Below are 20,019 nucleotides of genomic sequence, written 5' to 3' on the forward strand. Positions count from 1 at the left end.
CAGGTCTACGGCTGCGAGCGCGCGGAAAAGGCGGGCATCGGGCCGGACCGGATCGTCAACACGCGGACGGCCGATCAGTTATTGCGATGACGGGATTCCGGGCGGGATCGAGCCAGCGCAGGACGGCGAGCAGGTCGCCGGGTGCCAGGGCGACGCAGCCAGCGGTCGGCCCGCCGGTGGCCACGTGCAGGAAGAACGCCGAACCGGCGCCGGGCACGACTGGCGAGCGGTTGTAGTCGATCACCACCGCGTGCGCGTACGCCGGTCCCGCGGCGCCGAGATTCTCTCCGGCGGCTTCGTCGAACGGACCTGACTCGCCTCGGTAATGCGTGTTGTACAGCGGAGAGTGCACATCGGACACCCACCAGTCCGAAGTGGTCACTTGGTGGTAGGGGAGCCGGGTGCCGGGGTTCGGGGCGATGCCGAAGGCCTCGGTGAGCGACCAGATTCCGGCCGGGGTAACGGAAAGCCCTTCGCGTGCGGCGCCGATTCCTTGCGCGCCGACTTCCGCTGGGTACGGATCGAGTGCCCGTACCCAGCGGTCGCCGTCGTGGTCGCACGCGGACGCGCTGCGTGCGCTGACCGCGAGAACCTGCTGCGGGTTCAGTTGATCTCGTACGGGTCGCCGTAGACCTTCCACTTCAGCGGCGTGTGCAGATCGAGGTTGCCGTCGTTGAGGAACACCAGCTGTTCGGTGTCGACGCGGGACGTGTCCGCATGTGCTTCTTCCTTCTTCATGACCACCTTGCGCGCGTCGAGGAACGCCTTGAGATAGGCGGTTTCGTCACCGCCCTGGGCCGGCGGCTTGGCCTTCGCCAGCGCGGCGTCGCGGATGCCGCCGAAGCTGTCGGTGCTCGTGCCGGGGCCGTGCATCACGATGGCGTCGTAGTAAATGAACTGGCCGAGCGCGCCGAGACCGTCGGATTTTCCTTGGTTCACCGCCGGATCGAAGTAAACGCGGTCGCGTTCGCTGTCCTGCGCGGCCTGGAATTCCTTCGTGGCCGCTGCCTCTTTCCACGCGCTTTCGAAGGCCGAGCCGAGACCTTCGTGCGAAGCGGAGCCGTTGACCTTTTCCAGCGCGGGCAGGAACTTCGCCAGCGGGTTGTCCGGCACCGAATTGGTGTAGGCCTGCACCAATTCGAGCATGTCGCCGGTTCCGGAGCAGAACCCGATGATGCCCGCGGTGTAGCCGCGGCCGTCGCCGATGTCCTCGATGTAGGAGTACTGCTTCTTCCAGTCGAGCGACGAGTTCTCCGCGCTCGACACCAGCTCCATCGCGATCTCCTTCTTTTCCGGAGACGCGAGGTCACCGCCCGAGCCGAGCACGGACGACGCCGAAGCGGCGAGCGGGGCGGGCACGGCGGCGGCCGAGACAGCGGGAGTGCCGAGCACGAGGGCGAGGGCTGAGGCAGCCGTGAGACCGGCGACCAGAGCGGGCCGCATCGTCTTGCGCATGAAGGGAATCCCTTTCCGCGGTACGTGGGCAAGGCGGCCGGACCGGCGAATCCTCTCGCGAGGGACCGGTTCCGGGTACTGCTGCGGCGTAGCGTCACGATAACCGAGCGTGAACCGGCGGGGCAAGGGATGCGCCGAGATTTCACGGATGTGAACATCGCCGGTCCACTATGGACACTGCGGATTACCGGAGAATGGCCGGAGGCGGGAGGTTCCGGCGCCGGATTGTCTATTGTGGACTCAAAGCGGAGCGCTCGGCACACGTTAAAGACATGGTAAACTCAATCTGAGATGACGACTGCTGCCGCCGCTCCCGCGCCGCGGCACCGGTCCATCTTCGTCCTGCTGCTCGCCGCGCTGCTCCTGCTCGGCGTGGCTGTCCCCGGTCCGGGACCGGCAGGCCCGAAACCGCACGACCCCGAACCGGCCCTGGTCCAGGAACAGGGCCCGCATCTTGTCGCGGCGCACCCGTTGCCGCTCGCCGACACCCCGGGCGAGATCCGCCTCGCCCGGCCTGATCGGCGCACCGTTCCGTTCGCCGCCGCACCGCCGGTCGAACTGGACCGCGCACCCGCGTCCGCCGCGGCGCGCGCCCCTCCTGATCGCTGAGTACTCGTTCCCCGCCTGTGCCTGGCTTTCGGAGGATTTCATGAGCAACGGTCATGCTTTGCTGGCCGTCGGCGGCGCGTTTCTCGCCGCCGGCGCCCTCGCCCGCGTCGGCGCCCGGATCGGGCTGCCCACGATTCCCCTGTTCATGCTGGCCGGTTTCGTCTTCGGCCCGCACACCCCCGGACTGTCCCTTGTGGACGATCCAGCCGAGTTCGGCGTGCTGGCCGGGCTCGGTCTCGTGTTCCTGCTCTTCTATCTCGGACTGGAGTTCTCGCTCGACGACCTCGCCCGCGGCGGCGCCAGACTCGCCGGCGCGGGGCTGGCCTACCTCGTGCTGAATGTCGGCGGCGGGCTCGCGTTCGGCTTCGCGCTCGGCTGGGGCGCGCGCGAGGCGCTGGTGATCGCCGGCGCGATCGGCATCTCGTCCTCGGCCATCGTCACCAAACTGCTGCTGGAAACCCGGCGGATGAACAACCGGGAATCCCGGCTCGTCATGGGCATCATCGTGTTGGAAGACCTCTTCCTCGCGCTGTATCTCGCGCTGCTGCAGCCGGTGCTGAGCGGTGCGGACGGCTTCGGCGCGGCACTCGCCGACTTCGGCAAGGCGTTCGGCTTCCTGCTCGTGCTCGCCGCGCTGGCCCGCTGGGGCGGACGGCTGGTCTCGCGGCTGTTCGGTTCCGCGGACGACGAACTGCTGACCGTCTGCTTCGTCGGCGTGGCCGTGCTCGGCGCCGCGGTGGCCGAGGAGGTGGGCGTGTCCGACGCGATCGGCGCGTTCATGGTCGGCATGATGCTCGGCAATTCCCAGGTCGCGCCGCGGGTGCACAAACTGGTGCTGCCGTTGCGGGACGCGTTCGGCGCGCTGTTCTTCTTCATCTTCGGGCTGTCGATCGACCCGGGCGCGGTCGGCACGGTCGTCCTCCCGGTGCTCGCCGCGGTCGTGCTGACGCTGGTGCTGAACCTCGCCGCCGGTGTCTTCGCCGCCCGGCTGCACGGCTTCGACCGGCAGGAGGGCGTGAACATCGGCCTGACCGTGCTCACCCGAGGGGAGTTCTCGCTGGTGCTGGCGACGATGGCGACCGCGGCCGGCCTGGACGCGCGGGTGGCCCCGTTCGTCGCCGGATACGTGCTGCTCCTGGTCGTGATCGGACCGCTCGCCGTGCTCCGCTCGGACCGGCTGACCTGGCTGCTCCCGGCGAAGCTCGTGCGGCCGCGCCCGGCCCCGGTGGCGTGAACCGGGGCCGCCGGGCTGTCACTCGCGGCATATTCGGAAGCCACGGCGGTCACGCACGGCTATCCTTGGCCCAAGTATGTCCACTCCATCTCCCCTCGCAGAGCTGCGCGCCCAGCTGCCCGAATTGATGCTGCGCGACGAGCACCGGCTCCGCCGTCGTCTCGACGGCGCGCGCCGGTCTCGCGACAAGCAGCAGACGGCTGAGCGCATCGCCGCCGACGTCGAAACGGCGCTGCTGCGCGTGCAGCAGCGCCGCGAAAGCGTGCCGAAGATCGAGTACCCCGCCGAGCTGCCGGTCAGCAGGCTGAAGGACGAGATCGGCGACGCGATCCGCGACCACCAGGTCGTGATCGTCGCCGGGGAGACCGGGTCGGGCAAGACCACGCAGCTGCCGAAGATCTGCCTCGAGCTGGGCCGCGGGGTACGCGGGCAGATCGGGCACACCCAGCCGCGCCGGCTGGCCGCGCGCACGGTCGCCGACCGGATCGCCAGCGAGCTGAAGACCGAACTGGGCGACACCGTCGGCTACAAGGTCCGGTTCACCGACCAGTCCGGCCAGGACACCCTGGTCAAGCTGATGACCGACGGCATCCTGCTGGCCGAGATCCAGACCGACCGGATGCTGCGCCAGTACGACACGCTGATCATCGACGAGGCGCACGAGCGCAGCCTCAACATCGACTTCATCCTCGGCTACCTCAAGCAGCTGCTGCCGCGCCGCCCCGACCTGAAGGTGATCATCACCTCGGCGACGATCGACCCGGAGCGGTTCTCGCGGCATTTCGACGACGCGCCGATCGTCGAGGTCTCCGGCCGGACCTACCCGGTCGAGGTGCGCTACCGCCCGCTCGTGGACCCGGACGACCCCGAGGGCGACCCGGACCGCGACCAGACGCAGGCGATCGCGGAGGCGGTCCAGGAGCTGTCCGGCGAGGGCCCCGGCGACATCCTCGTGTTCCTCTCCGGCGAACGCGAGATCCGCGACACCGCCGACGTGCTGAACCGGCTGGAGCTGCGGAACACCGAGGTGCTGCCGCTGTACGCGCGGCTGTCCGCGGCCGACCAGCACCGCGTGTTCCAGCGGCACACCGGACGGCGGATCGTGCTGGCCACGAACGTCGCCGAGACGTCGCTGACCGTGCCCGGGATCAAGTACGTGATCGACCCGGGGACCGCGCGCATCTCGCGCTACAGCCACCGCACGAAGGTCCAGCGGCTGCCGATCGAGGCGATTTCGCAGGCGTCGGCGAACCAGCGCAAGGGCCGGTGCGGGCGGACCTCGGACGGCATCTGCATCCGGCTGTACTCCGAGGAAGACTTCGAGTCGCGGCCGGAGTTCACCGATCCGGAGATCCTGCGGACGAACCTGGCGTCGGTCATCCTGCAGATGACGTCGCTCGGGCTGGGCGACATGAACGCGTTCCCGTTCGTGGAGCCGCCGGACCGCCGCCAGGTCACCGACGGCGTGCAGCTGCTGCGGGAGCTCGGCGCGTTCGAGGCGGGCGATTCCTCGAAGCTCACCGAGGTCGGCCGCAAGCTCGCGCTGCTGCCGGTGGACCCGCGGATGGGCCGGATGGTGCTGGAGGCCGCGCGGAACGGCTGCGTGCGCGAGGTGATGATCATCGCCGCCGCACTGTCCATTCAGGACCCGCGCGAACGGCCGGCGGAAAAGCAGCAGGCCGCCGACGCGCAGCACGCCCGGTTCGCCGATCCGACGTCGGACTTCCTCTCCTACCTCAAGCTGTGGGAGTACGTCAGCGAACAGCAGAAGACGTTGTCCGGCAACCAGTTCCGCCGGATGTGCCGCACCGAGTACCTGAACTACCTGCGGATCCGCGAGTGGCAGGACATCTTCGGCCAGCTGCGCCAGCTCGCCAAACCGCTCGGCATCACGCTGAACACCACGCCCGCCGAACCGCAGCACGTGCACACGGCGCTGATTTCCGGGCTGCTGTCGCACATCGGGCTCAAGGACCCGGCGAAGGGCGACTACCTCGGCGCGCGCGGGGCCCGGTTCTCGGTGTTCCCCGGTTCGGCGCTGTTCAAGAAGCAGCCGCGCTGGGTGATGTCAGCAGAGCTGGTGGAGACGTCGCGGCTGTGGGGCCGGGTGAACGCGCGGATCGAGCCGGACTGGGTCGAACCGCTCGCGCAGCACGTGGTGAAGCGTTCGTATTCGGAGCCGCACTGGGAGCGCAAGCAGGGCGCGGTGATAGCGACCGAGAAGGTGACGCTGTACGGCGTGCCGCTGGTCGCCGACCGGCGGGTGAACTACGGGCGGATCGACCCGGAGATCTCGCGCGCGATGTTCATCCGGCACGCGCTGGTCGAGGGCGACTGGCAGACGAACCACCGGTTCTTCGCCGAGAACCGCGCGCTGCTGGACGAGGTCGAGGACCTGGAGAACCGGGCCCGGCGGCGCGACATCCTGGTGGACGACCAGACGCTGTACGAGTTCTACGACGCGCGCGTGCCCGAGGACGTCGTGTCCGTGCGGCATTTCGACAGCTGGTGGAAGAAGGCGCGGCGGACCGAGCCGGACCTGCTGTCGTTCGAGAAGTCCATGCTGATCAACGAGGTCGCGGGCGCGGTCCGCGAATCGGACTACCCGGACTCGTGGACGCAGGGCACGCATGTGTTCAAGCTGACCTACCAGTTCGAGCCCGGCGCGGACGCCGACGGCGTGACCGTGCACCTCCCGCTGCCGGTGCTGAACCAGGTGACGCCGGACGGTTTCGACTGGCAGGTGCCCGGCCTGCGCGGCGAACTGGTGACGCAGCTGATCAAGTCGCTGCCGAAAGCGTTGCGCCGCAACTTCGTCCCGGCTCTCGACACGGCCGCTGACGCGTTGACGCGCATGTCCCCTTCGGACGGTCCGCTGCTCGACATCCTGGGCGACGAGTTGCACGCGATGCGCGGCATCGACATTCCGCATTCGGCGTGGGATCTCTCGGCGGTGCCGGACCACCTCCGGATCACCTTCCGTGTAGTGGACGAGCGCGGCAAGCGAGTGGCCGAGGGCAAGGATCTGGACGAGCTGAAGCGCCGGCTCGCGCCGCGCGTGCGGGAGACCATTTCCAAGGCGGCCAACAGCATTGAGAAGGCTGGCCTGGTGCAGCCGTCGTTCGGCGAGCTGCCGAAGGTGTTCGCTTCGACCCGGCGCGGCCACGACGTGAAGGCGTACCCGGCGCTGGTGGACGAGGGCAAGTCGGTGGCCGTGCGGCTGCTCGACACGCCCGCCGAACAGCAACACGCGATGTGGGCCGGGACCCGGCGGATGCTGCGGCTGAACCTGAACTCGCCGATGAAGTTCATTACGCGGTCGCTGTCGAACTCCTCGAAGCTCGTGCTGAACCGCAACCCGCACGGCAGCGTCGCGAGCTTGCTGGAGGATTGCGTCGACTGTGCCGTGGACGCGCTGATGGCCTCGGCGGGCGGCCCGGCCTGGGACGAGGCGGGTTTCGCCGCGCTGCTGGAGAAGGTGCGGGCGGGGTTGAACCCGAAGGTGCTGGAGGTGCTGACGGAGGTCGAGCGGATCCTGCGCGCGGCCATCGACGTCGAAACGCGCCTGGCGGACACTCGCGGCCCGGCCGAATCGCTGGCGGACATCCGGCGTCAGCTGGACGGTTTGGTACACGCGGGCTTCGTGACCGAGACCGGCGCCGATCGCCTGCCGAACGTGGTCCGGTATCTGCGCGGCATCGAGCGGCGGCTGGAGAAGCTGCCGCTGGAGCAGACCCGGGACCTGCAGCGCATGGCTGACGTCGCGTGGATCACGAAGGAGTACGAGGACGCGGTGGCCGCCTTGCCGCCGGGCACGTCTTCGCCGGCGCTGGCGGAAGTGCGGTGGATGATCGAGGAGCTCCGGGTGAGCTTCTTCGCACAGACGCTGGGGACGGCGCATCCGGTGTCGTTGAAGCGGATCACGAAGGCGCTGGACGACGCACTGGCCTGAGGATCACTTCACCAGGAGCGTGACCGTGGCGGCGCTCGCTGAAATCGTGCCCGCGACCGCGGATAGCGAGGCGGCCACACCGCTGATGTTGCTGAGCATCTTGCGCAATGCCTCCGCCGCGCGCTGCTCTCTGAACGCCATCTTCAGCTTTTGCCACTTGTGCTGCCGGATATGACAACCGAGCAGGATGCCATTCGCGTTGTTCCGGCAGAACTCGTTCTTCCGGGTGCTGGCACAACACCAGGTCGGTGCTTGGAAGAGGCAATACAGCACCACGAACGCGGATAGAACGGCGATGACACCCGGCCCTAACGCCGGGATTGTCCACAGGGCCACGACAGCGACAAAGGCAAGAAAGCTCCAGAAGGTGCCGAACTTGTGTTTTGTTTTTCTCCCCACCATGGCGGACGACGGTACTGATCATTCTCGGCTTCTGGATAGCGCCTTTGCGGTGGAACGTCTCGCGGCAAGCGCGACCGACGGCAACTGCGCGTTCCCCCGGATGGATTTCCCGAATGCCGCCATGTGGTAGCTGGGAACCCTGAGTCAGCTGATCACTTCGCCTCCGCATACGTGTCCACCGGTTTCGCGTGCATCGGGAACCGCACCGGGCAGGCCTCGCCGAAGACCAGGCGGGCGGCTTCCTGGATCGACGCCTCCACGATCGCCGCGACCTCGTCCGCCAGTTCCGCGGGCGAGTGCACGATCACCTCGTCGTGCAGGAAGAACACCAGATGCGCCGGTGCGGGCAGCCGGCCGCGCAGGGTGGCCAGCAGGACCGCCGTCAGGTCGGCCGCGCTGGCTTGCACCACGAAGTTCCGCGTGAACCGGCCCCAGCTGCGGGACGCTCGCCGCGCGCGGGTTTCCGTGGCCTCGTCCTCGGTGAGTCCGCCGGTCAACGCTCGCCAGGCGGCGGACGGGGCCGGGGAGGTGCGGCCCAGCCGGGACCGGACTCGTTCGCCTCGCTCGCCCGCCGCGGCGGCACGCTCCACATAGGACACCGCATCCGGGAAACGCTGGCGCAGCAACGCGAGCAGCGGCCCGGCCTCGCCGGAGGAGCCGCCGTACATCGCGGACAGCATGGCGATCTTCGCGCGGGAACGGTCGTCTCGCGTATCCCCGGGGCGGAGCGGCACGTAGCGGGTACCGGAGAACAGGGCTTCCGCCAAGCGCGCGTACAAATCGGTGGCCGCGGCGACTTCGGCCAGGCGGCGGTCGCCGGACAGGGCGGTGAGGACGCGCGGCTCCAGCTGCGCGCCGTCGGCTACGACGAGCTTCCAGCCGGGGTCCGCGGACGCGCACGAGCGCAGCGCGCGCGGGATCTGCAGCGCCCCGCCGCCCCGGGTGGCCCAGCGACCGGACACCACGCCGCCGACCACGTAGTGCGGGCGGAAGCGTCCGTCGGTGACCCATTCGTCCAGCCACGCCCAGCCGTTGGCCGAGTGCAGCCGCGAGAGTTCCTTGTACTCCAGCAGCGGCGCGACCGCGGGGTGGTCGATCTCCTGCAGCAGGTACTTCCGGGCCGCCGGGATTTCGATGCCTTCCCTGGCCAGTGCGCGCACGATGCTGGCCGAGGAGTCTGGGTTGACCGGCCGTCCGCCCAGCGCGTCCGAGATCTTCGCGGCGAGGTCGACGAGGGCTTTCGGACGCTGACCAGCCGGTACGCGCGGCCCCAGCCGTTCTTCCAGCAACCGCAGGTGCCGGTCGGCGCGCCAGGGCAGCCCGGCGGCGGAGATTTCCGCGGCGGCCAGCGCGCTGGCCGATTCGGCCGCGAGCAGCAGCCGCATCCGGGCGGGAGCCTCGGTGGCGGCGACGCGTTTCTCCTGTTCGGCCAGTACTCGCCGGGCCGCCGCGGCGACGGTGACTCCCGGCGGCAGGCCAGGGCCGCGCGGGGAGAACAGCGTGGGCTGCGCGTCCTCGCCGAAGGCCGGGCCGTCGTCGGGCGGTTCGTCCCCGTTCGCCCGGGCCCACGCGGCCCGCAAACTGCGCGATTCGCCCTCCCGGCCCTCGTAGGCGAGCAGCAGCCCTTCGGCTAGCGACAGGTCTTGGCACCGGCTCAGCCGCACCCCGGCCTTGATCAGCGTGGGATAGATCTCCTCGGCCGAGGGCAGCACCCAGCGCGGGCTCTCGGCCGCCTCCAGCCGACGCACCTCGTCGACCCAGTCGGCGCGCGAAAGCCCGCGGAGGGTCCCCGAGGGGCCCTCGATCGTGTAGCCGGAGTCCTCCTCCCGGCCGGTGATCACCTGCACTGTCACATTGTGCGGACCACCACCGACAATTTCCGCCCGCCCGGCTCACGGAGGCTCGGCGACCGGTGCGGGAGATTCCTCCCCGGCCGGGCACTGGTGCGCGGCCGGGCCTTGCTTTACTGTCGAGTAACTCCCATACCGGCGGTACGGAGACCGTCGGCGTGGGCGCTCCCGCCGCAGCAATGGAGGTGCCCGGATGAGTGTGGCCGAGCTGGCCGGCCAGGTGGCCGGGAAGCTGACCGAGACCGTGCGCAGCGTCGAGGTGATGCGCCGCGCCGGGCTGGTGCCGTTTCCCCGCCTCGACGAGGGCTTGCGGTCCCTCGTCGCGATCCGCAAGTACGGCCCGTTCGCCGGCGCGAACCACATCGCGGCCCGGCGCGATTCGACGGCCGTCGGGATCGTCGACGACCTCGGCCCGCTCACGTTCAAGCAGCTCGACGACCAGTCCAACGCGCTCGCCCGCGCCTGGTCGCAGCGCGGCCTCGGCCCCGGTTCGGTGATCGCCGCGCTGTGCCGCGACCACCGCGGGCTCGTGCTCACGATGGCCGCCTCGGGCAAGCTCGGCGCGCGGCTGCTGCTGATGAACACCGGTTTCGCCAAACCGCAGTTCGCCGACGTCGCCAAGCGCGAGGGCGTCACCGCGCTCGTCTACGACCAGGAGTTCACCGGCCTGCTCGACGCGATCGACGAGAACGTCGACCGCTACCTCGCCTGGGTGGACGAGCCGGGCGGGCACGAGATCCCGGTGCTCGCCGAGATCATCGCCAGCACCGACGACCGGCCAATGCCCGCGCCCGCCAAGCCCGGCGGGTTCGTGCTGCTCACCAGCGGCACCACCGGCACGCCCAAGGGTGCGCCGCGACCGCATACGTCCGCGCTGGCCTCGGCGCAGTTCCTCGACCGCATCCCGCTGCGAGCCGGCGAAGCGACCTTCATGGGCGCGCCGCTGTTCCACGGCACCGGGCTGTCGCAGTTCATCCTCAGCTTCGCGCTCGGCTGCACGGTGGTGATGCGCCGGAAGTTCGACCCGGAGGCCACGCTGAAGGGCGTCGCCACGCACCGGTGCACCGCGCTCGTGCTGGTGCCGACGATGCTGCAGCGGATCGTCGACCTGCCGAAGGAAGTCCGCGACCGTTACGACACCTCGTGCCTGCGGATCATCTTCGTCGCCGGGTCCGCGCTGTCGCCGGATCTCGGCAACCGGGCGAACGAGGAGTTCGGCGACGTCGTGCATAACCTGTACGGCTCCACGGAAGTGGCGGTGGCGACGGTCGCCACGCCGGAGGACTGGAAGCGCGCGCCGGGCACGGTCGGCCGCGCGCCGGTCGGCTGCCGCGTCGCGCTGTACGACGAACACGGCAATAAGATCACCGAGCCGCACGTGACCGGACGGGTGTTCGTCGGCAGCGGGCTCAGCTTCGGCGGCTACACCGACGGCCGCAACAAGGAGATCATCGACGGCCTGCTCTCGAGCGGCGACGTCGGCCACTTCGACGAGGACGGCCTGCTGTTCATCGACGGCCGCGACGACGAAATGATCGTCTCCGGCGGCGAGAACGTGTTCCCGATCGAGGTGGAGAACCTCTTGGTGGAACGCGAAGACGTCCTCGAGGCGGCGGTGATCGGGGTCGAGGACGCGGACTTCGGCGAGCGGCTCAAGGCGTTCGTGGTGCGGACCGAGGGCTCGACGCTCGACGAGGACGGCGTGCGCGAGTACGTGAAGGCGAACCTGGCGCGCTACAAGGTGCCGCGGGATGTGGAGTTCCTGGACGAGTTGCCGCGCAACGCGACCGGGAAAGTGTTGCGGAACAAGCTGAGCTGAGCGGGGTGAGGAAAAGCCCGGCAGGCAAGGAGCCGCGCGAGCACGGATTTCGGCTGATGGACCGGTGCCGCCGCTGCCTTCCCGGCGTCTTCGGCGCGCTCCGGCCGCGATCGAGCAGCCAGGCTCACGAATCCCAGCCGATGCCGAAAATCCCCGGGCCGAAGTCCAGCGCGACCGCGTGCACGCCGTTGCCGCTGTCCAGCCGCAGCCGGCGGCGGGCGGGCGGTTCGTCGGTGGCGTTCGCGTACTGCCAGCACCGCGCGGGCACCGCGGTCGGGTCGAAGCGGACCTCCAGCAGGTATTCGCGGACCGGGCGGCGGAATTCCCGGTAGTGCGTCGACCGGCATCGCGGGTACGGCGGCCCGGAGTTGCGCAGGGTGTACTCGATGAGGTGCGTCTCGCCGCGTTCCAGTGCGCGGTCGAAGAGCAGTTCGGCCACCAGGATTCCGTGGTCGTCGTCGACTTCGGCGCGGCCGACGCGGCAGTTGCGCACCGGCTGCAGATCGGGCACCGCGGTCGCGTCGCCCTGTGCGTACACCAGCAGCCAGCGGTCCTGACCGTCCGCACCGGACTGGAACACCGCGCGCGAGGTGACCGCGCGCTGGCCGCCGTCGGCCGCGATCTCGCAGCGGTCGTGCAGGCCGACGAGCTTCAGCTGGTGCTGCTGGTCCAGCGCGTCGGGCGCGCCGACGCGTTCCAGCAGCGGCTGCAGGATCTCGCGGGTGAACGTGACCGGTTCCTCGCCCGCCCGGTCGCGTCTGCTCGCGCCGCGCGGACGGGGCGGCGGCAGCAAGCCGAGCAGCGCGCCGTCGGGGACGTCGAGGATTTCCTCCAGCACCCGCACCGCCGACAGCGACCCGGCGCGTTCCGGCTGGCGTTTGCCCGACTGCCAGTAGCTGAGCGCGGTGACGCTGACCGTCGCTCCCCGGGCGCGCAACCGTGCCTGGATCCGGTCCAGGGAAAGGCCGCTCGCTCCGATCGCGGCGCGCAGCGCGCTCGCGAACGCGGTCCGGGCACCTCCGTCGGTGTCCGGACCGGCGTGGTCCGCATGCCGCTGCGTCATGTCCCGCCGCCCGCCCCCGCTGGTAACCGACCGTGCCGAGCCCGACACAGGCACGGTAGCAGCCGCCGGACCAGGCACAGCGCCGCGGGACTCGGACGAACGGGCTAGTACTGGCAACTGTGAACCATTGCCGTGACCTGCGCCGTCGCGCTTCCATAGCCAGGACGGAACGCGCCGCCCCCGGCGCGTCCGGAGCCTCGGCCCCGGCAGCGCGGACCGCGCCCCGCGCCCGGCCGGCGGCCGCGCCCGGAACCGGTGGCCCGGCATGCCCCCAGAGGCCGGGCCACCGGTCATCCGCGCGGATCCGCCGTGACTTGCGCCCGCGGCCGGGGCGGCAGACGATGAGCGGGATCCCCGTCCGCGGGGCGATTTCCCTCGATCGCAGGTGGTCGAAATGGTGAAATTCCTTCTTCTTTCCCGTGCTGACCAGTCGGCCCAGGCGCCGCCGGAAGCCGCCGGGACCCGCACGGTCGGCGTGCGGGAAATCCTTCCGCGGCAGGGGGCGTGAGATGGCCGCACCGGAATTCGACGGCAAGTGCGCCTTCGCGCTGAGTCTCGGTCCCGCGAGCAAAGCACCCGCGGGCAAGCCGGAGCACGCGCTGGAGATCGACGGCAAGACCTACTACTTCTCCGGGGCGGTGCCGAAATTCCTGTTCCGGCTGATCCCCGGCAGCCGGGAACGCGCGGACCGGAGGTGGACGGCGGGGTGAGCCGCGCCACCGCCAGGCTGGTTACCAGCGGGTAGGCTCCGGGCATGGTCTTGCGGCAGAACATCCTGATCACCGGAGCCAGCTCCGGTCTCGGCGAGGGAATGGCCCGGCAGTTCGCCGCCCGCGGCCGCAATCTCGCGCTGTGCGCCCGGCGCACCGACCGGCTCGACGACCTGGCCGCGCAGCTGCGCGCCGCGTACCCGGGGATCGCCGTCGTCACGCGCGCGCTCGACGTCACCGACCACGACCGCGTCTTCAAGGTGTTCGAGGAATTCCGGTCGGAACTCGGCCGGCTCGACCGCGTGATCGTCAACGCCGGGCTCGGCAAGGGACAGCCGGTCGGCGCGGGACGGTTCGACGCCAACCGGCAGACCCTCGAGACCAACCTCGTCGGCGCGGTGGCCCAGATCGAGGCGGCGGCGGGCATCTTCCGCGAGCAGCGCGACGGGCATCTCGCGGTGATCTCGTCGTTCATGGCGCTGCGCGGTTTTCCCCGGAACCTCACCGCGTACTCCGCGTCGAAGGCCGGGATCTCCGCGTTCGCCGAGGGCGCGCGGCTGGAGCTGAGCGACCACGGCATCAAGGTCACCGACGTGCGGCCCGGCTACATCAGCTCCGAGATGACCGCGCGCTCGACCAAGCGCAATCCGCTGATGGTGTCGGCCGAGGCCGGTGCGCACGCGCTGGTGAAGGCGATCGAAGCGGAACCCAAGCGCGCGTACGTCCCTTCGTGGCCCTGGGTGCCGCTGAGTCTCGCGGTACGCTTGGCTCCGGGCCGGTTGCTGCGGACGTTTTCCTGACGGGACGGCATAAATGGGTGCGATCTACCTGATCCGGCACGGCCAGGCGTCGTTCGGCGCGGCGGATTACGACGCGTTGTCGCCGCTGGGCTTCGAACAGTCCACTTTGGTCGGTGCGGAACTGAAGCGGCGCGGGGTCGAGTTCGCGCAGGTGCGCTCGGGAACGCTGGCCCGCCAGCGGGACACCGCGGCGACGGCGCTGAAGGTCCTCGGCTGCGACGTGCCGGTGGTCGAGGACGAACGGTGGAACGAATACGACCACGTCGACATCGCGCGGCATCACGCGGGCGGTGCGCCGCAAGAGGATTCGCGCGAGTACCAGCGGTTGCTGGACGCCGCTCTGACCGCGTGGGTCGGCTCCGGCGACAGTGGTCCGTGCACGGAAAGCTGGCCCGCTTTCCTCGACCGTTGCACGGCGGCGCTGGCCGAGCTGGTCGGTTCGCTGGGCAAGGGCGAGAACGGGCTCGTGTTCACCTCGGGCGGCGTGCTGGGCGCGGTCGCCGGGTCGTTGCTGGGCACGCCCGGGCCCGGGCTGCTGAAGCTGAACCGCGTCACCGTGAACACCGGGATCACGAAGCTGGCATCCGGTCGCGGCGGCGTGACTCTGTTGTCCTTCAACGAGCATCCGCATCTCGAAGGCGAGACCGCGCGGCTGCTCAGCTACCGGTAGGAGGCCGTCGTGCAGTTCGGTGAGGTCACGATCGTGCCGGTGAACGGGCACGGTCCGGAAGACGTGGTCGTGGACGCCGAGGGCCGGGTCTACACCGGCGTCGACGACGGCCGGATCCTGCGGGTTTCGCCGGACGGACGGCGGATCGACCTGGTCGGCGACACCGGCGGCCGCCCGCTCGGACTGGAGCTGTACGGCGACGGCGAACTCCTGATCTGCGACGCCCGCGCCGGGTTGCTGACCATGCCGCTGGCCGGCGGCGAGATCACGACTCTCGCGACCTCCGGCGCCGGGCTCGACTTCGTGTTCTGCAACAACGCCGCGGTCGCCGCCGACGGCACGGTCTACTTCACGGATTCCTCGCGTCGCTTCGGCATCGACAACTGGCGCGACGACCTCATCGAGCAGACCGCGGGCGGACGGCTGCTGCGCCGCACGCCGGACGGGCACATCGACCTGCTCGTCGACGGTCTCCAGTTCGCGAACGGCGTCGCGCTGCCGCCGGACGAGTCCTATGTGGCGGTCGCCGAAACCGGCGCGTGCCGGGTCAGCCGGGTCTGGCTGACCGGTCCGCGCGCGGGCGACCTCGACGTCCTGATCGGCGACCTGCCGGGTTTCCCGGACAACATCGCGACCGGTTCGGACGGGCTGATCTGGATCACCGAGGCCAGTCCGCGGCTGCGTGCGCTCGACCTCGTGCGCCGTCTTCCCGCGCCGGTCCGGACGGCGGTCCGCGCGTTGCCGGCTTCGCTGCAGCCCGCGCCGAAACGCCGGGTGGGCGCGGTCGCCGTCGATCCGGACGGTGCGGTGGTGCGCGAACTGCGCGGCGAGATCCCGGGTTTCCACCTGCTCGTGGGCATCCGCGAGTACCACGGCCGCCTGTGGTTCGGCTCCCTGGAAGAAAACGCGATCGCCTACACCGACCTCTGATCAGCTGTCTGTGAAGCGGGAAATCAGCGTCCGGTCCACTGTGGACTGCGGCCGGCGGACCACGCGGCGTAGAACTCCTTGTGGTCCTTGGCGGTCATCAGCAGCGCCTGCGTGATGGCTTCCAGCTCGATCGAGCTCCCGAGATCGCTGTCGAGTTCGCGGGTCAGCAGCACCTTCGTGGTGGAGTACGCCAGGGCCGGGCCGTCCGCGAGCCGTCGCGCCAGTGCGGCGGCCTCGCCGGCCAGCTCGTCGTCGGGGACCACCCGGTTCGCCAGCCCGATCGCTTCGGCCCGCGCGGCGGGAAGTTTGTCACCCAGCATCAGCAGTTCCGTCGCGCGGCCGAGGCCAACCAGGCGCGGCAGCAGATACGCCGAACCCATGTCGGCGCCCGCCAAGCCGACCTTGGTGAACAGGAAGGCGAACTTCGCCGATTCGGCCAGCAGCCGGAAATCGCTCGCCAGCGCGAGCACGGAACCGGCGCCCGCCGCGACGCCGTTGATCGCCGCGATGATCGGGATCGGCGTTTCGCGCATGGCTTTCACCACCGCGCCGGTCATCCGCGTGAATTCGAGCAGTTCCGCCGTGTCCATTTTCTGCAGTTCGCCGATGATTTCCTCGACGTCGCCGCCCGAGCAGAACCCGCGGCCCTTCCCGGTGAGCACGAGCACCCGCACGTCGCCGCGATGCGGCAGTTCGGCGACGAGGTCGCGCAGGTCGGCGTAGACGTCGAAGGTGAGAGCGTTGAGTTTTTCCGGACGGTCGAAGGTCACCGTCGCGACCCCGTCGTCCACCGTGAACTCGAAGTGCTCCCACGATTTCGTGAGCGGGACACTGGCGCGGAACGGGCTCATTTCTGGATTCCTCCACCGTCGAGTACGAGGGTCTGTCCGTTGATCGCGGCCGCCTCCGGGGCGGCGAAAAACTCCACGGCGTAAGCGATTTCGCCGGGTTCGAGCAGTCGTCCGAGCGGGGAGGCGGCGGCGAGCGCGGCTTCCGCGTCGGCTTCGTCGCGGCCGGTGCGCTCACGGATCCGGGCGACCGACGTCGCGGTCATGTCGGTGCGCACGAACGACGGGCACACCGCGTTCGCCGTGACGCCCGTGCCAGCCACTTCCGCCGCCACCGCACGCATCAGCCCGACCGCCGCGTGCTTCGACGCGGTGTAGCCCGAGGTGTAGCGCGCCCCGGCCAATCCCGCGGTCGACGCGACCGTGACTATCCGTCCGTAGTCGCGTTCGCGCATGCCCGGCAACACCTCGCGGGTGCACAGGAACGCGCCGGTCGCGTTCACCTCGAACTGGCCGCGCCAGTCGTCGAGACCGGTCTTCGCCAGTGGCGCGCTCGAGGACACCCCGGCGTTGTTGACCAGCACGTCGACCGGTCCGAGCCGGGCGAAGTACGCGCGGACGGCGGCTTCGTCGGTCACGTCGCATTCGGCGCGGCCGGGGGAGTGCACGGTCGCGCCGGCGTCGCGGAACCGCTCGGCGACGGCCGCGCCGATGCCGCGGGTGCCGCCGGTGACCACGACGACTCGGTCGGAAAAACTGCTCACTCCCGAAAGCTACACCGCAGCGGGCTGAGGTGTATAGAGTTGCCTCGTGCCCGACACCGAACCCGCCCGCACGCCCCAGGAGCTCGTGATGACGCTGCTGGGCAGCTACGTGCGCCCGCGCGAGAGCAGGCGCGTGTGGTCCGGCGGGCTTGTCGCGCTGCTGCACGAGCTGGGCTTCTCCGACGGCGCGGCCCGGATCGCGCTGACTCGGCTGGTGCGCCGCGGCCTGCTGTCCCGGCACCGCGAGGGCAGGCTGGTGCACTACTCGCTGACCCCGCGCACGGTCGCCCTGCTCGACGACGGCGACCGGCGGATCTTCGGACTCGGCCGCCGGGACGAACCGGCCGGGACCTGGACCGTGCTGTGGCAGAACATCCCGGAGACCCGGCGCACCTCCCGCGAACGGCTGGTGCGGCGGCTGCGGTTCCTCGGGTTCGGCCCGGTCCAGGACGGCACCTGGCTCGCCCCGCACGACCGCGAGGCCGAGGTGCTTGCGCTGCTCTCCGAACTCGAAGTCGCCGAACACGCCGGTCTGATGCTGGGCACGCCGTCCGCCGCGCTGGACGTGCGCCAGCTCGCCGGACGGGCTTGGGACCTCGACGGACTGTCCGCCCGCTACGCCGCGTTCGTCGCCGAATTCGGCGACTGCCCGAAGGATCTCAGCGACCCGGAAGCGTTCGCCGTGCGCACCCGGCTGGTGCACACTTATCGCGAATTCCCTTCGCTGGACCCGGAATTGCCGTCCGGGCTGATCCCCGCGCCGCAGACGCGGGCGGCGGCGGTCAAGCTGTTCCACGACCTGTATTCGGCGCTCGCGCCACCCGCTCAGCGCCACTTCGACCGAACCCTGTCCCCGAGATGAGGAACCCGATGACCGGAACAGACGACACCCAGGCCGCGCTCAGTTACACGTCCTACCTGGCGCTCGACGAGGTGCTCGCCGCGCAGCGCCCGCGTTCGGACGAACACGACGAACTGCTGTTCATCGTGATCCACCAGGTCTACGAGCTGTGGTTCAAGCAGATCCTGCACGAGGCCGCGTTCCTGCAGGAGAACCTGGAAGCGGGCAACACCGCGCATTCGATCCGCACGCTGCGCCGCATCCTGACCGTGCTGAAGGTGGTGGTCGCGCAGATCGACGTGCTGGAGACGATGACGCCCAGCCAGTTCACCAGCTTCCGCGCCCGCCTCGACGCTTCGAGCGGCTTCCAGTCCGGCCAGTTCCGCGAGCTGGAGGCGGTGCTCGGCCGCCGCGACGAGCGCGTGTTCGCGCACTACCCGGACGGCGGCGAGCAGCGCACCCGGATCGCCGACGCGATGCGCCGTCCGTCGGTGTTCGACTCGTTCCTGGCCTACCTCTCCGGAAAGGGCTACCCGGTCGACACGGGCCGCGACGTGACCCGTCCGCTGGAGCCCTCGCCGGAACTGCAGGAAGTGCTGCTGAAGGTCTACCAGGACGACGGCGGCCCGTCGGTGCTCGCCGAGGCGCTGGTCGACCTCGACGAGGGCCTGCAGGAATGGCGTTACCGGCACGTGAAGATGGTCGAACGCACGATCGGCGACAAGACCGGCACCGGCGGTTCGTCCGGTGCGGCCTACCTGCGCACCACGCTGTTCAACCCGATGTTCCCGGACCTGTGGGCCGTCCGGAGCCGGTTGTGACCACAGTGGAGTCCTTGCGCGCCAAGGAAAACGCGCTCGCCCCGCACTATTCGCGGTTCCGCGTCGCCGACCGGCTGTTGTTGTCCGCGCATTCGCACCAGGCCTGGCCGGACGTCGCCGAAGAGGGCCTGCGCGAAGCGTTCGCCGACGCCGCGGAGGAGGTGGACGAGAAGTGGGGCCGGGCGTTCGCGAAGGCCGACGAGCTGCGGAACGGGTTCCGGAAGTGGCTGTCCGATCCGCACGGCGACTACGCCCTCGGCCAGAACACCCACGAACTCGTGCTGCGGTTCCTGTCCGCGATCGAGCTGCGGAAGCGGCCGCGCTTGGTGACCACCGACGGGGAATTCCACACTCTGCGCCGCCAGCTCACCCGGTTGGCCGAGGAGGGGGTCGAGGTCGTCCGCGTGCCCGCCGCACCGGTCGCGACGCTGGCCGAACGGCTCGCCGAACAGGTCGACGGCCGCACCGCCGCGGTGCTCGCGTCGGCGGTCTTGTTCGAGACGTCCTGGATCGTGCCCGGTCTCGCCCATCTGGCTGAAACGTGCCGGAGCCGCTCGGTCGAGCTGGTCGTCGACGCGTACCACGCGGTCGGCGCGGTCCCGTTCCCGCTGCACGACCTCGGTCTCACCAACGCGTGGGTGCTCGGCGGCGGTTACAAGTACCTGCAACTCGGCGAAGGGAACTGCTTCCTGCGGCTGCCCGCGCACGCGCAGGAGCTGCGCCCGGTGATTACCGGCTGGTACGCGGAATTCGGCGCACTCGCCGACGAACGCCGGCCGGACGAAGTCGCGTACGCCCCTGGCGGCAACCGGTTCGCCGGAGCCACCTACGACCCGTCGAGCCACTACCGCGGCGTGCGGGTGCAGCAGTTCTTCGCCGAGCACGGACTCACCGCCGAGTTCCTGCGCGAGGTGTCGCAGCATCAGGTCGGCCTGCTCGCCCGCTGCTTCGACGATCTCGGCCTGCCGGACGACGTCGTCACCCGCGACCGCGAGACCTCGCTCGACGGCATCGGCGGCTTCCTCTCGCTGCGCAGCCCGGTCGCCGGGTGCCTGTGCGAACGCTTGGCTGCGCGCGGCGTGCGGACCGACAGCCGAGGGCATTACCTGCGGTTCGGCCCCGCGCCGTACCTGTCCGATGAACAGCTCGAAACGGCGATTTCCACACTTCGGGAAGCTGTCGCGGATCTGGGGTGAAGCTCGCGGGATGCGGGTGGTGGCCTGGAGAACGGCGAAGTAGGTTGACGGTGTGCACTGCGGAACGGGCAACCCCCGTTCCCCGGTGCGCACCGTTCACACATGCGCGCGGCCA

At 70.0% G+C, this 20,019-nt stretch carries 18 protein-coding genes; 11 read left to right on the top strand and 7 right to left on the bottom strand.

Annotated features, from left to right (window positions below; all coding sequences use genetic code 11):
• Positions 1–55 precede the first annotated feature (55 nt).
• Both H5411_RS34575 and H5411_RS34580 read right to left on the bottom strand, forming a co-directional pair.
• Positions 56–640, bottom strand: a complete 585-nt coding sequence (locus tag H5411_RS34575) for a L,D-transpeptidase family protein (protein WP_183126223.1) — start codon at positions 638–640, stop codon at positions 56–58.
• On the bottom strand, positions 604–1,455 hold the full coding sequence (locus H5411_RS34580; RefSeq protein WP_183126224.1) for a chitosanase: 852 nt from the start codon (positions 1,453–1,455) through the stop codon (positions 604–606). The genes H5411_RS34575 and H5411_RS34580 overlap by 37 nt, the downstream gene beginning before the upstream one ends.
• 291 nt (positions 1,456–1,746) lie before the next feature.
• On the opposite strand from H5411_RS34580, the gene H5411_RS34585 reads away from it, so the two are divergent.
• From H5411_RS34585 to hrpA, 3 genes are all read left to right on the top strand, one after another.
• A complete protein-coding gene (locus H5411_RS34585; RefSeq protein ID WP_183126225.1) occupies positions 1,747–2,064 on the top strand; it encodes a hypothetical protein in 318 nt (105 codons plus the stop codon).
• A 40-nt stretch (positions 2,065–2,104) separates the two neighbouring features.
• Positions 2,105–3,298, top strand: a complete 1,194-nt coding sequence (locus H5411_RS34590; protein ID WP_183126226.1) for a cation:proton antiporter — start codon at positions 2,105–2,107, stop codon at positions 3,296–3,298.
• 76 nt (positions 3,299–3,374) lie between these two features.
• Positions 3,375–7,250: an ATP-dependent RNA helicase HrpA gene (gene hrpA / locus H5411_RS34595; RefSeq protein ID WP_183126227.1), complete on the top strand. Its 3,876-nt coding sequence runs from the start codon at positions 3,375–3,377 to the stop codon at positions 7,248–7,250.
• Positions 7,251–7,253: 3 nt separating this feature from the next.
• Here the strand turns inward: hrpA and H5411_RS34600 are convergent, their stop codons facing one another.
• Positions 7,254–7,652 carry a hypothetical protein gene (locus tag H5411_RS34600; RefSeq protein WP_246369628.1) on the bottom strand — a complete coding sequence of 133 codons (399 nt, stop codon included), beginning with the start codon at positions 7,650–7,652 and terminating at the stop codon, positions 7,254–7,256.
• A gap of 152 nt (positions 7,653–7,804) precedes the next feature.
• Positions 7,805–9,499: a bifunctional 3'-5' exonuclease/DNA polymerase gene (locus tag H5411_RS34605; protein ID WP_183126228.1), complete on the bottom strand. Its 1,695-nt coding sequence runs from the start codon at positions 9,497–9,499 to the stop codon at positions 7,805–7,807.
• A 196-nt stretch (positions 9,500–9,695) separates the two neighbouring features.
• On the opposite strand from H5411_RS34605, the gene H5411_RS34610 reads away from it, so the two are divergent.
• Positions 9,696–11,321 carry an acyl-CoA synthetase gene (locus H5411_RS34610; RefSeq protein ID WP_183126229.1) on the top strand — a complete coding sequence of 542 codons (1,626 nt, stop codon included), beginning with the start codon at positions 9,696–9,698 and terminating at the stop codon, positions 11,319–11,321.
• 124 nt (positions 11,322–11,445) lie between these two features.
• On the opposite strand, the gene H5411_RS34615 is transcribed toward H5411_RS34610, so the two are convergent.
• Positions 11,446–12,384: a hypothetical protein gene (locus H5411_RS34615; protein WP_183126230.1), complete on the bottom strand. Its 939-nt coding sequence runs from the start codon at positions 12,382–12,384 to the stop codon at positions 11,446–11,448.
• Between the two features lie 509 nt (positions 12,385–12,893).
• Between H5411_RS34615 and H5411_RS34620 the strand changes: the two genes are divergently transcribed.
• The 4 genes from H5411_RS34620 to H5411_RS34635 are packed head-to-tail and all read left to right on the top strand — an operon-like array spanning position 12,894 to position 15,494.
• Positions 12,894–13,094: a hypothetical protein gene (locus tag H5411_RS34620; RefSeq protein WP_101433973.1), complete on the top strand. Its 201-nt coding sequence runs from the start codon at positions 12,894–12,896 to the stop codon at positions 13,092–13,094.
• Positions 13,095–13,138: 44 nt separating this feature from the next.
• A complete protein-coding gene (locus tag H5411_RS34625; RefSeq protein ID WP_101433974.1) occupies positions 13,139–13,894 on the top strand; it encodes an SDR family oxidoreductase in 756 nt (251 codons plus the stop codon).
• A 13-nt stretch (positions 13,895–13,907) separates the two neighbouring features.
• Positions 13,908–14,564, top strand: coding sequence for a histidine phosphatase family protein (locus H5411_RS34630; protein ID WP_101433975.1), 657 nt, complete (start codon positions 13,908–13,910; stop codon positions 14,562–14,564).
• A gap of 9 nt (positions 14,565–14,573) precedes the next feature.
• Positions 14,574–15,494: an SMP-30/gluconolactonase/LRE family protein gene (locus H5411_RS34635; protein WP_101433976.1), complete on the top strand. Its 921-nt coding sequence runs from the start codon at positions 14,574–14,576 to the stop codon at positions 15,492–15,494.
• 23 nt (positions 15,495–15,517) lie between these two features.
• On the opposite strand, the gene H5411_RS34640 is transcribed toward H5411_RS34635, so the two are convergent.
• A complete protein-coding gene (locus tag H5411_RS34640; RefSeq protein ID WP_101433977.1) occupies positions 15,518–16,345 on the bottom strand; it encodes an enoyl-CoA hydratase family protein in 828 nt (275 codons plus the stop codon).
• Positions 16,342–17,046, bottom strand: a complete 705-nt coding sequence (locus H5411_RS34645) for an SDR family NAD(P)-dependent oxidoreductase (protein ID WP_101433978.1) — start codon at positions 17,044–17,046, stop codon at positions 16,342–16,344. Before H5411_RS34645 ends, H5411_RS34640 begins: the two co-directional genes overlap by 4 nt.
• An 88-nt stretch (positions 17,047–17,134) precedes the next feature.
• On the opposite strand from H5411_RS34645, the gene H5411_RS34650 reads away from it, so the two are divergent.
• The 3 genes from H5411_RS34650 to H5411_RS34660 are packed head-to-tail and all read left to right on the top strand — an operon-like array spanning position 17,135 to position 19,904.
• A complete protein-coding gene (locus H5411_RS34650) occupies positions 17,135–17,908 on the top strand; it encodes a PaaX family transcriptional regulator (protein WP_101434417.1) in 774 nt (257 codons plus the stop codon).
• Between the two features lie 8 nt (positions 17,909–17,916).
• Positions 17,917–18,708, top strand: a complete 792-nt coding sequence (locus H5411_RS34655; RefSeq protein ID WP_183126231.1) for a tryptophan 2,3-dioxygenase — start codon at positions 17,917–17,919, stop codon at positions 18,706–18,708.
• Positions 18,705–19,904: a kynureninase gene (locus H5411_RS34660; RefSeq protein ID WP_183126232.1), complete on the top strand. Its 1,200-nt coding sequence runs from the start codon at positions 18,705–18,707 to the stop codon at positions 19,902–19,904. Before H5411_RS34655 ends, H5411_RS34660 begins: the two co-directional genes overlap by 4 nt.
• Positions 19,905–20,019: the final 115 nt, after the last annotated feature.

The organism is Amycolatopsis echigonensis, from assembly GCF_014174495.1.
Taxonomy (GTDB): Bacteria; Actinomycetota; Actinomycetes; order Mycobacteriales; family Pseudonocardiaceae; genus Amycolatopsis; species Amycolatopsis echigonensis.

Excerpts from the sequence above, each read along its gene's own strand:
- H5411_RS34600 (WP_246369628.1), bottom strand. The coding sequence starts at position 7,652 with ATGGTGGGGAGAAAAACAAAACACAAGTTCGGCACCTTCTGGAGCTTT.
- H5411_RS34630 (WP_101433975.1), top strand. The coding sequence starts at position 13,908 with ATGGGTGCGATCTACCTGATCCGGCACGGCCAGGCGTCGTTCGGCGCG.
- H5411_RS34620 (WP_101433973.1), top strand. The coding sequence starts at position 12,894 with ATGGCCGCACCGGAATTCGACGGCAAGTGCGCCTTCGCGCTGAGTCTC.
- H5411_RS34615 (WP_183126230.1), bottom strand. The coding sequence starts at position 12,384 with ATGACGCAGCGGCATGCGGACCACGCCGGTCCGGACACCGACGGAGGT.
- H5411_RS34640 (WP_101433977.1), bottom strand. The coding sequence starts at position 16,345 with ATGAGCCCGTTCCGCGCCAGTGTCCCGCTCACGAAATCGTGGGAGCAC.
- H5411_RS34655 (WP_183126231.1), top strand. The coding sequence starts at position 17,917 with ATGACCGGAACAGACGACACCCAGGCCGCGCTCAGTTACACGTCCTAC.
- H5411_RS34590 (WP_183126226.1), top strand. The coding sequence starts at position 2,105 with ATGAGCAACGGTCATGCTTTGCTGGCCGTCGGCGGCGCGTTTCTCGCC.
- H5411_RS34585 (WP_183126225.1), top strand. The coding sequence starts at position 1,747 with ATGACGACTGCTGCCGCCGCTCCCGCGCCGCGGCACCGGTCCATCTTC.
- H5411_RS34650 (WP_101434417.1), top strand. The coding sequence starts at position 17,135 with ATGACGCTGCTGGGCAGCTACGTGCGCCCGCGCGAGAGCAGGCGCGTG.
- H5411_RS34580 (WP_183126224.1), bottom strand. The coding sequence starts at position 1,455 with ATGCGCAAGACGATGCGGCCCGCTCTGGTCGCCGGTCTCACGGCTGCC.
- H5411_RS34610 (WP_183126229.1), top strand. The coding sequence starts at position 9,696 with ATGAGTGTGGCCGAGCTGGCCGGCCAGGTGGCCGGGAAGCTGACCGAG.
- H5411_RS34625 (WP_101433974.1), top strand. The coding sequence starts at position 13,139 with ATGGTCTTGCGGCAGAACATCCTGATCACCGGAGCCAGCTCCGGTCTC.
- hrpA (WP_183126227.1), top strand. The coding sequence starts at position 3,375 with ATGTCCACTCCATCTCCCCTCGCAGAGCTGCGCGCCCAGCTGCCCGAA.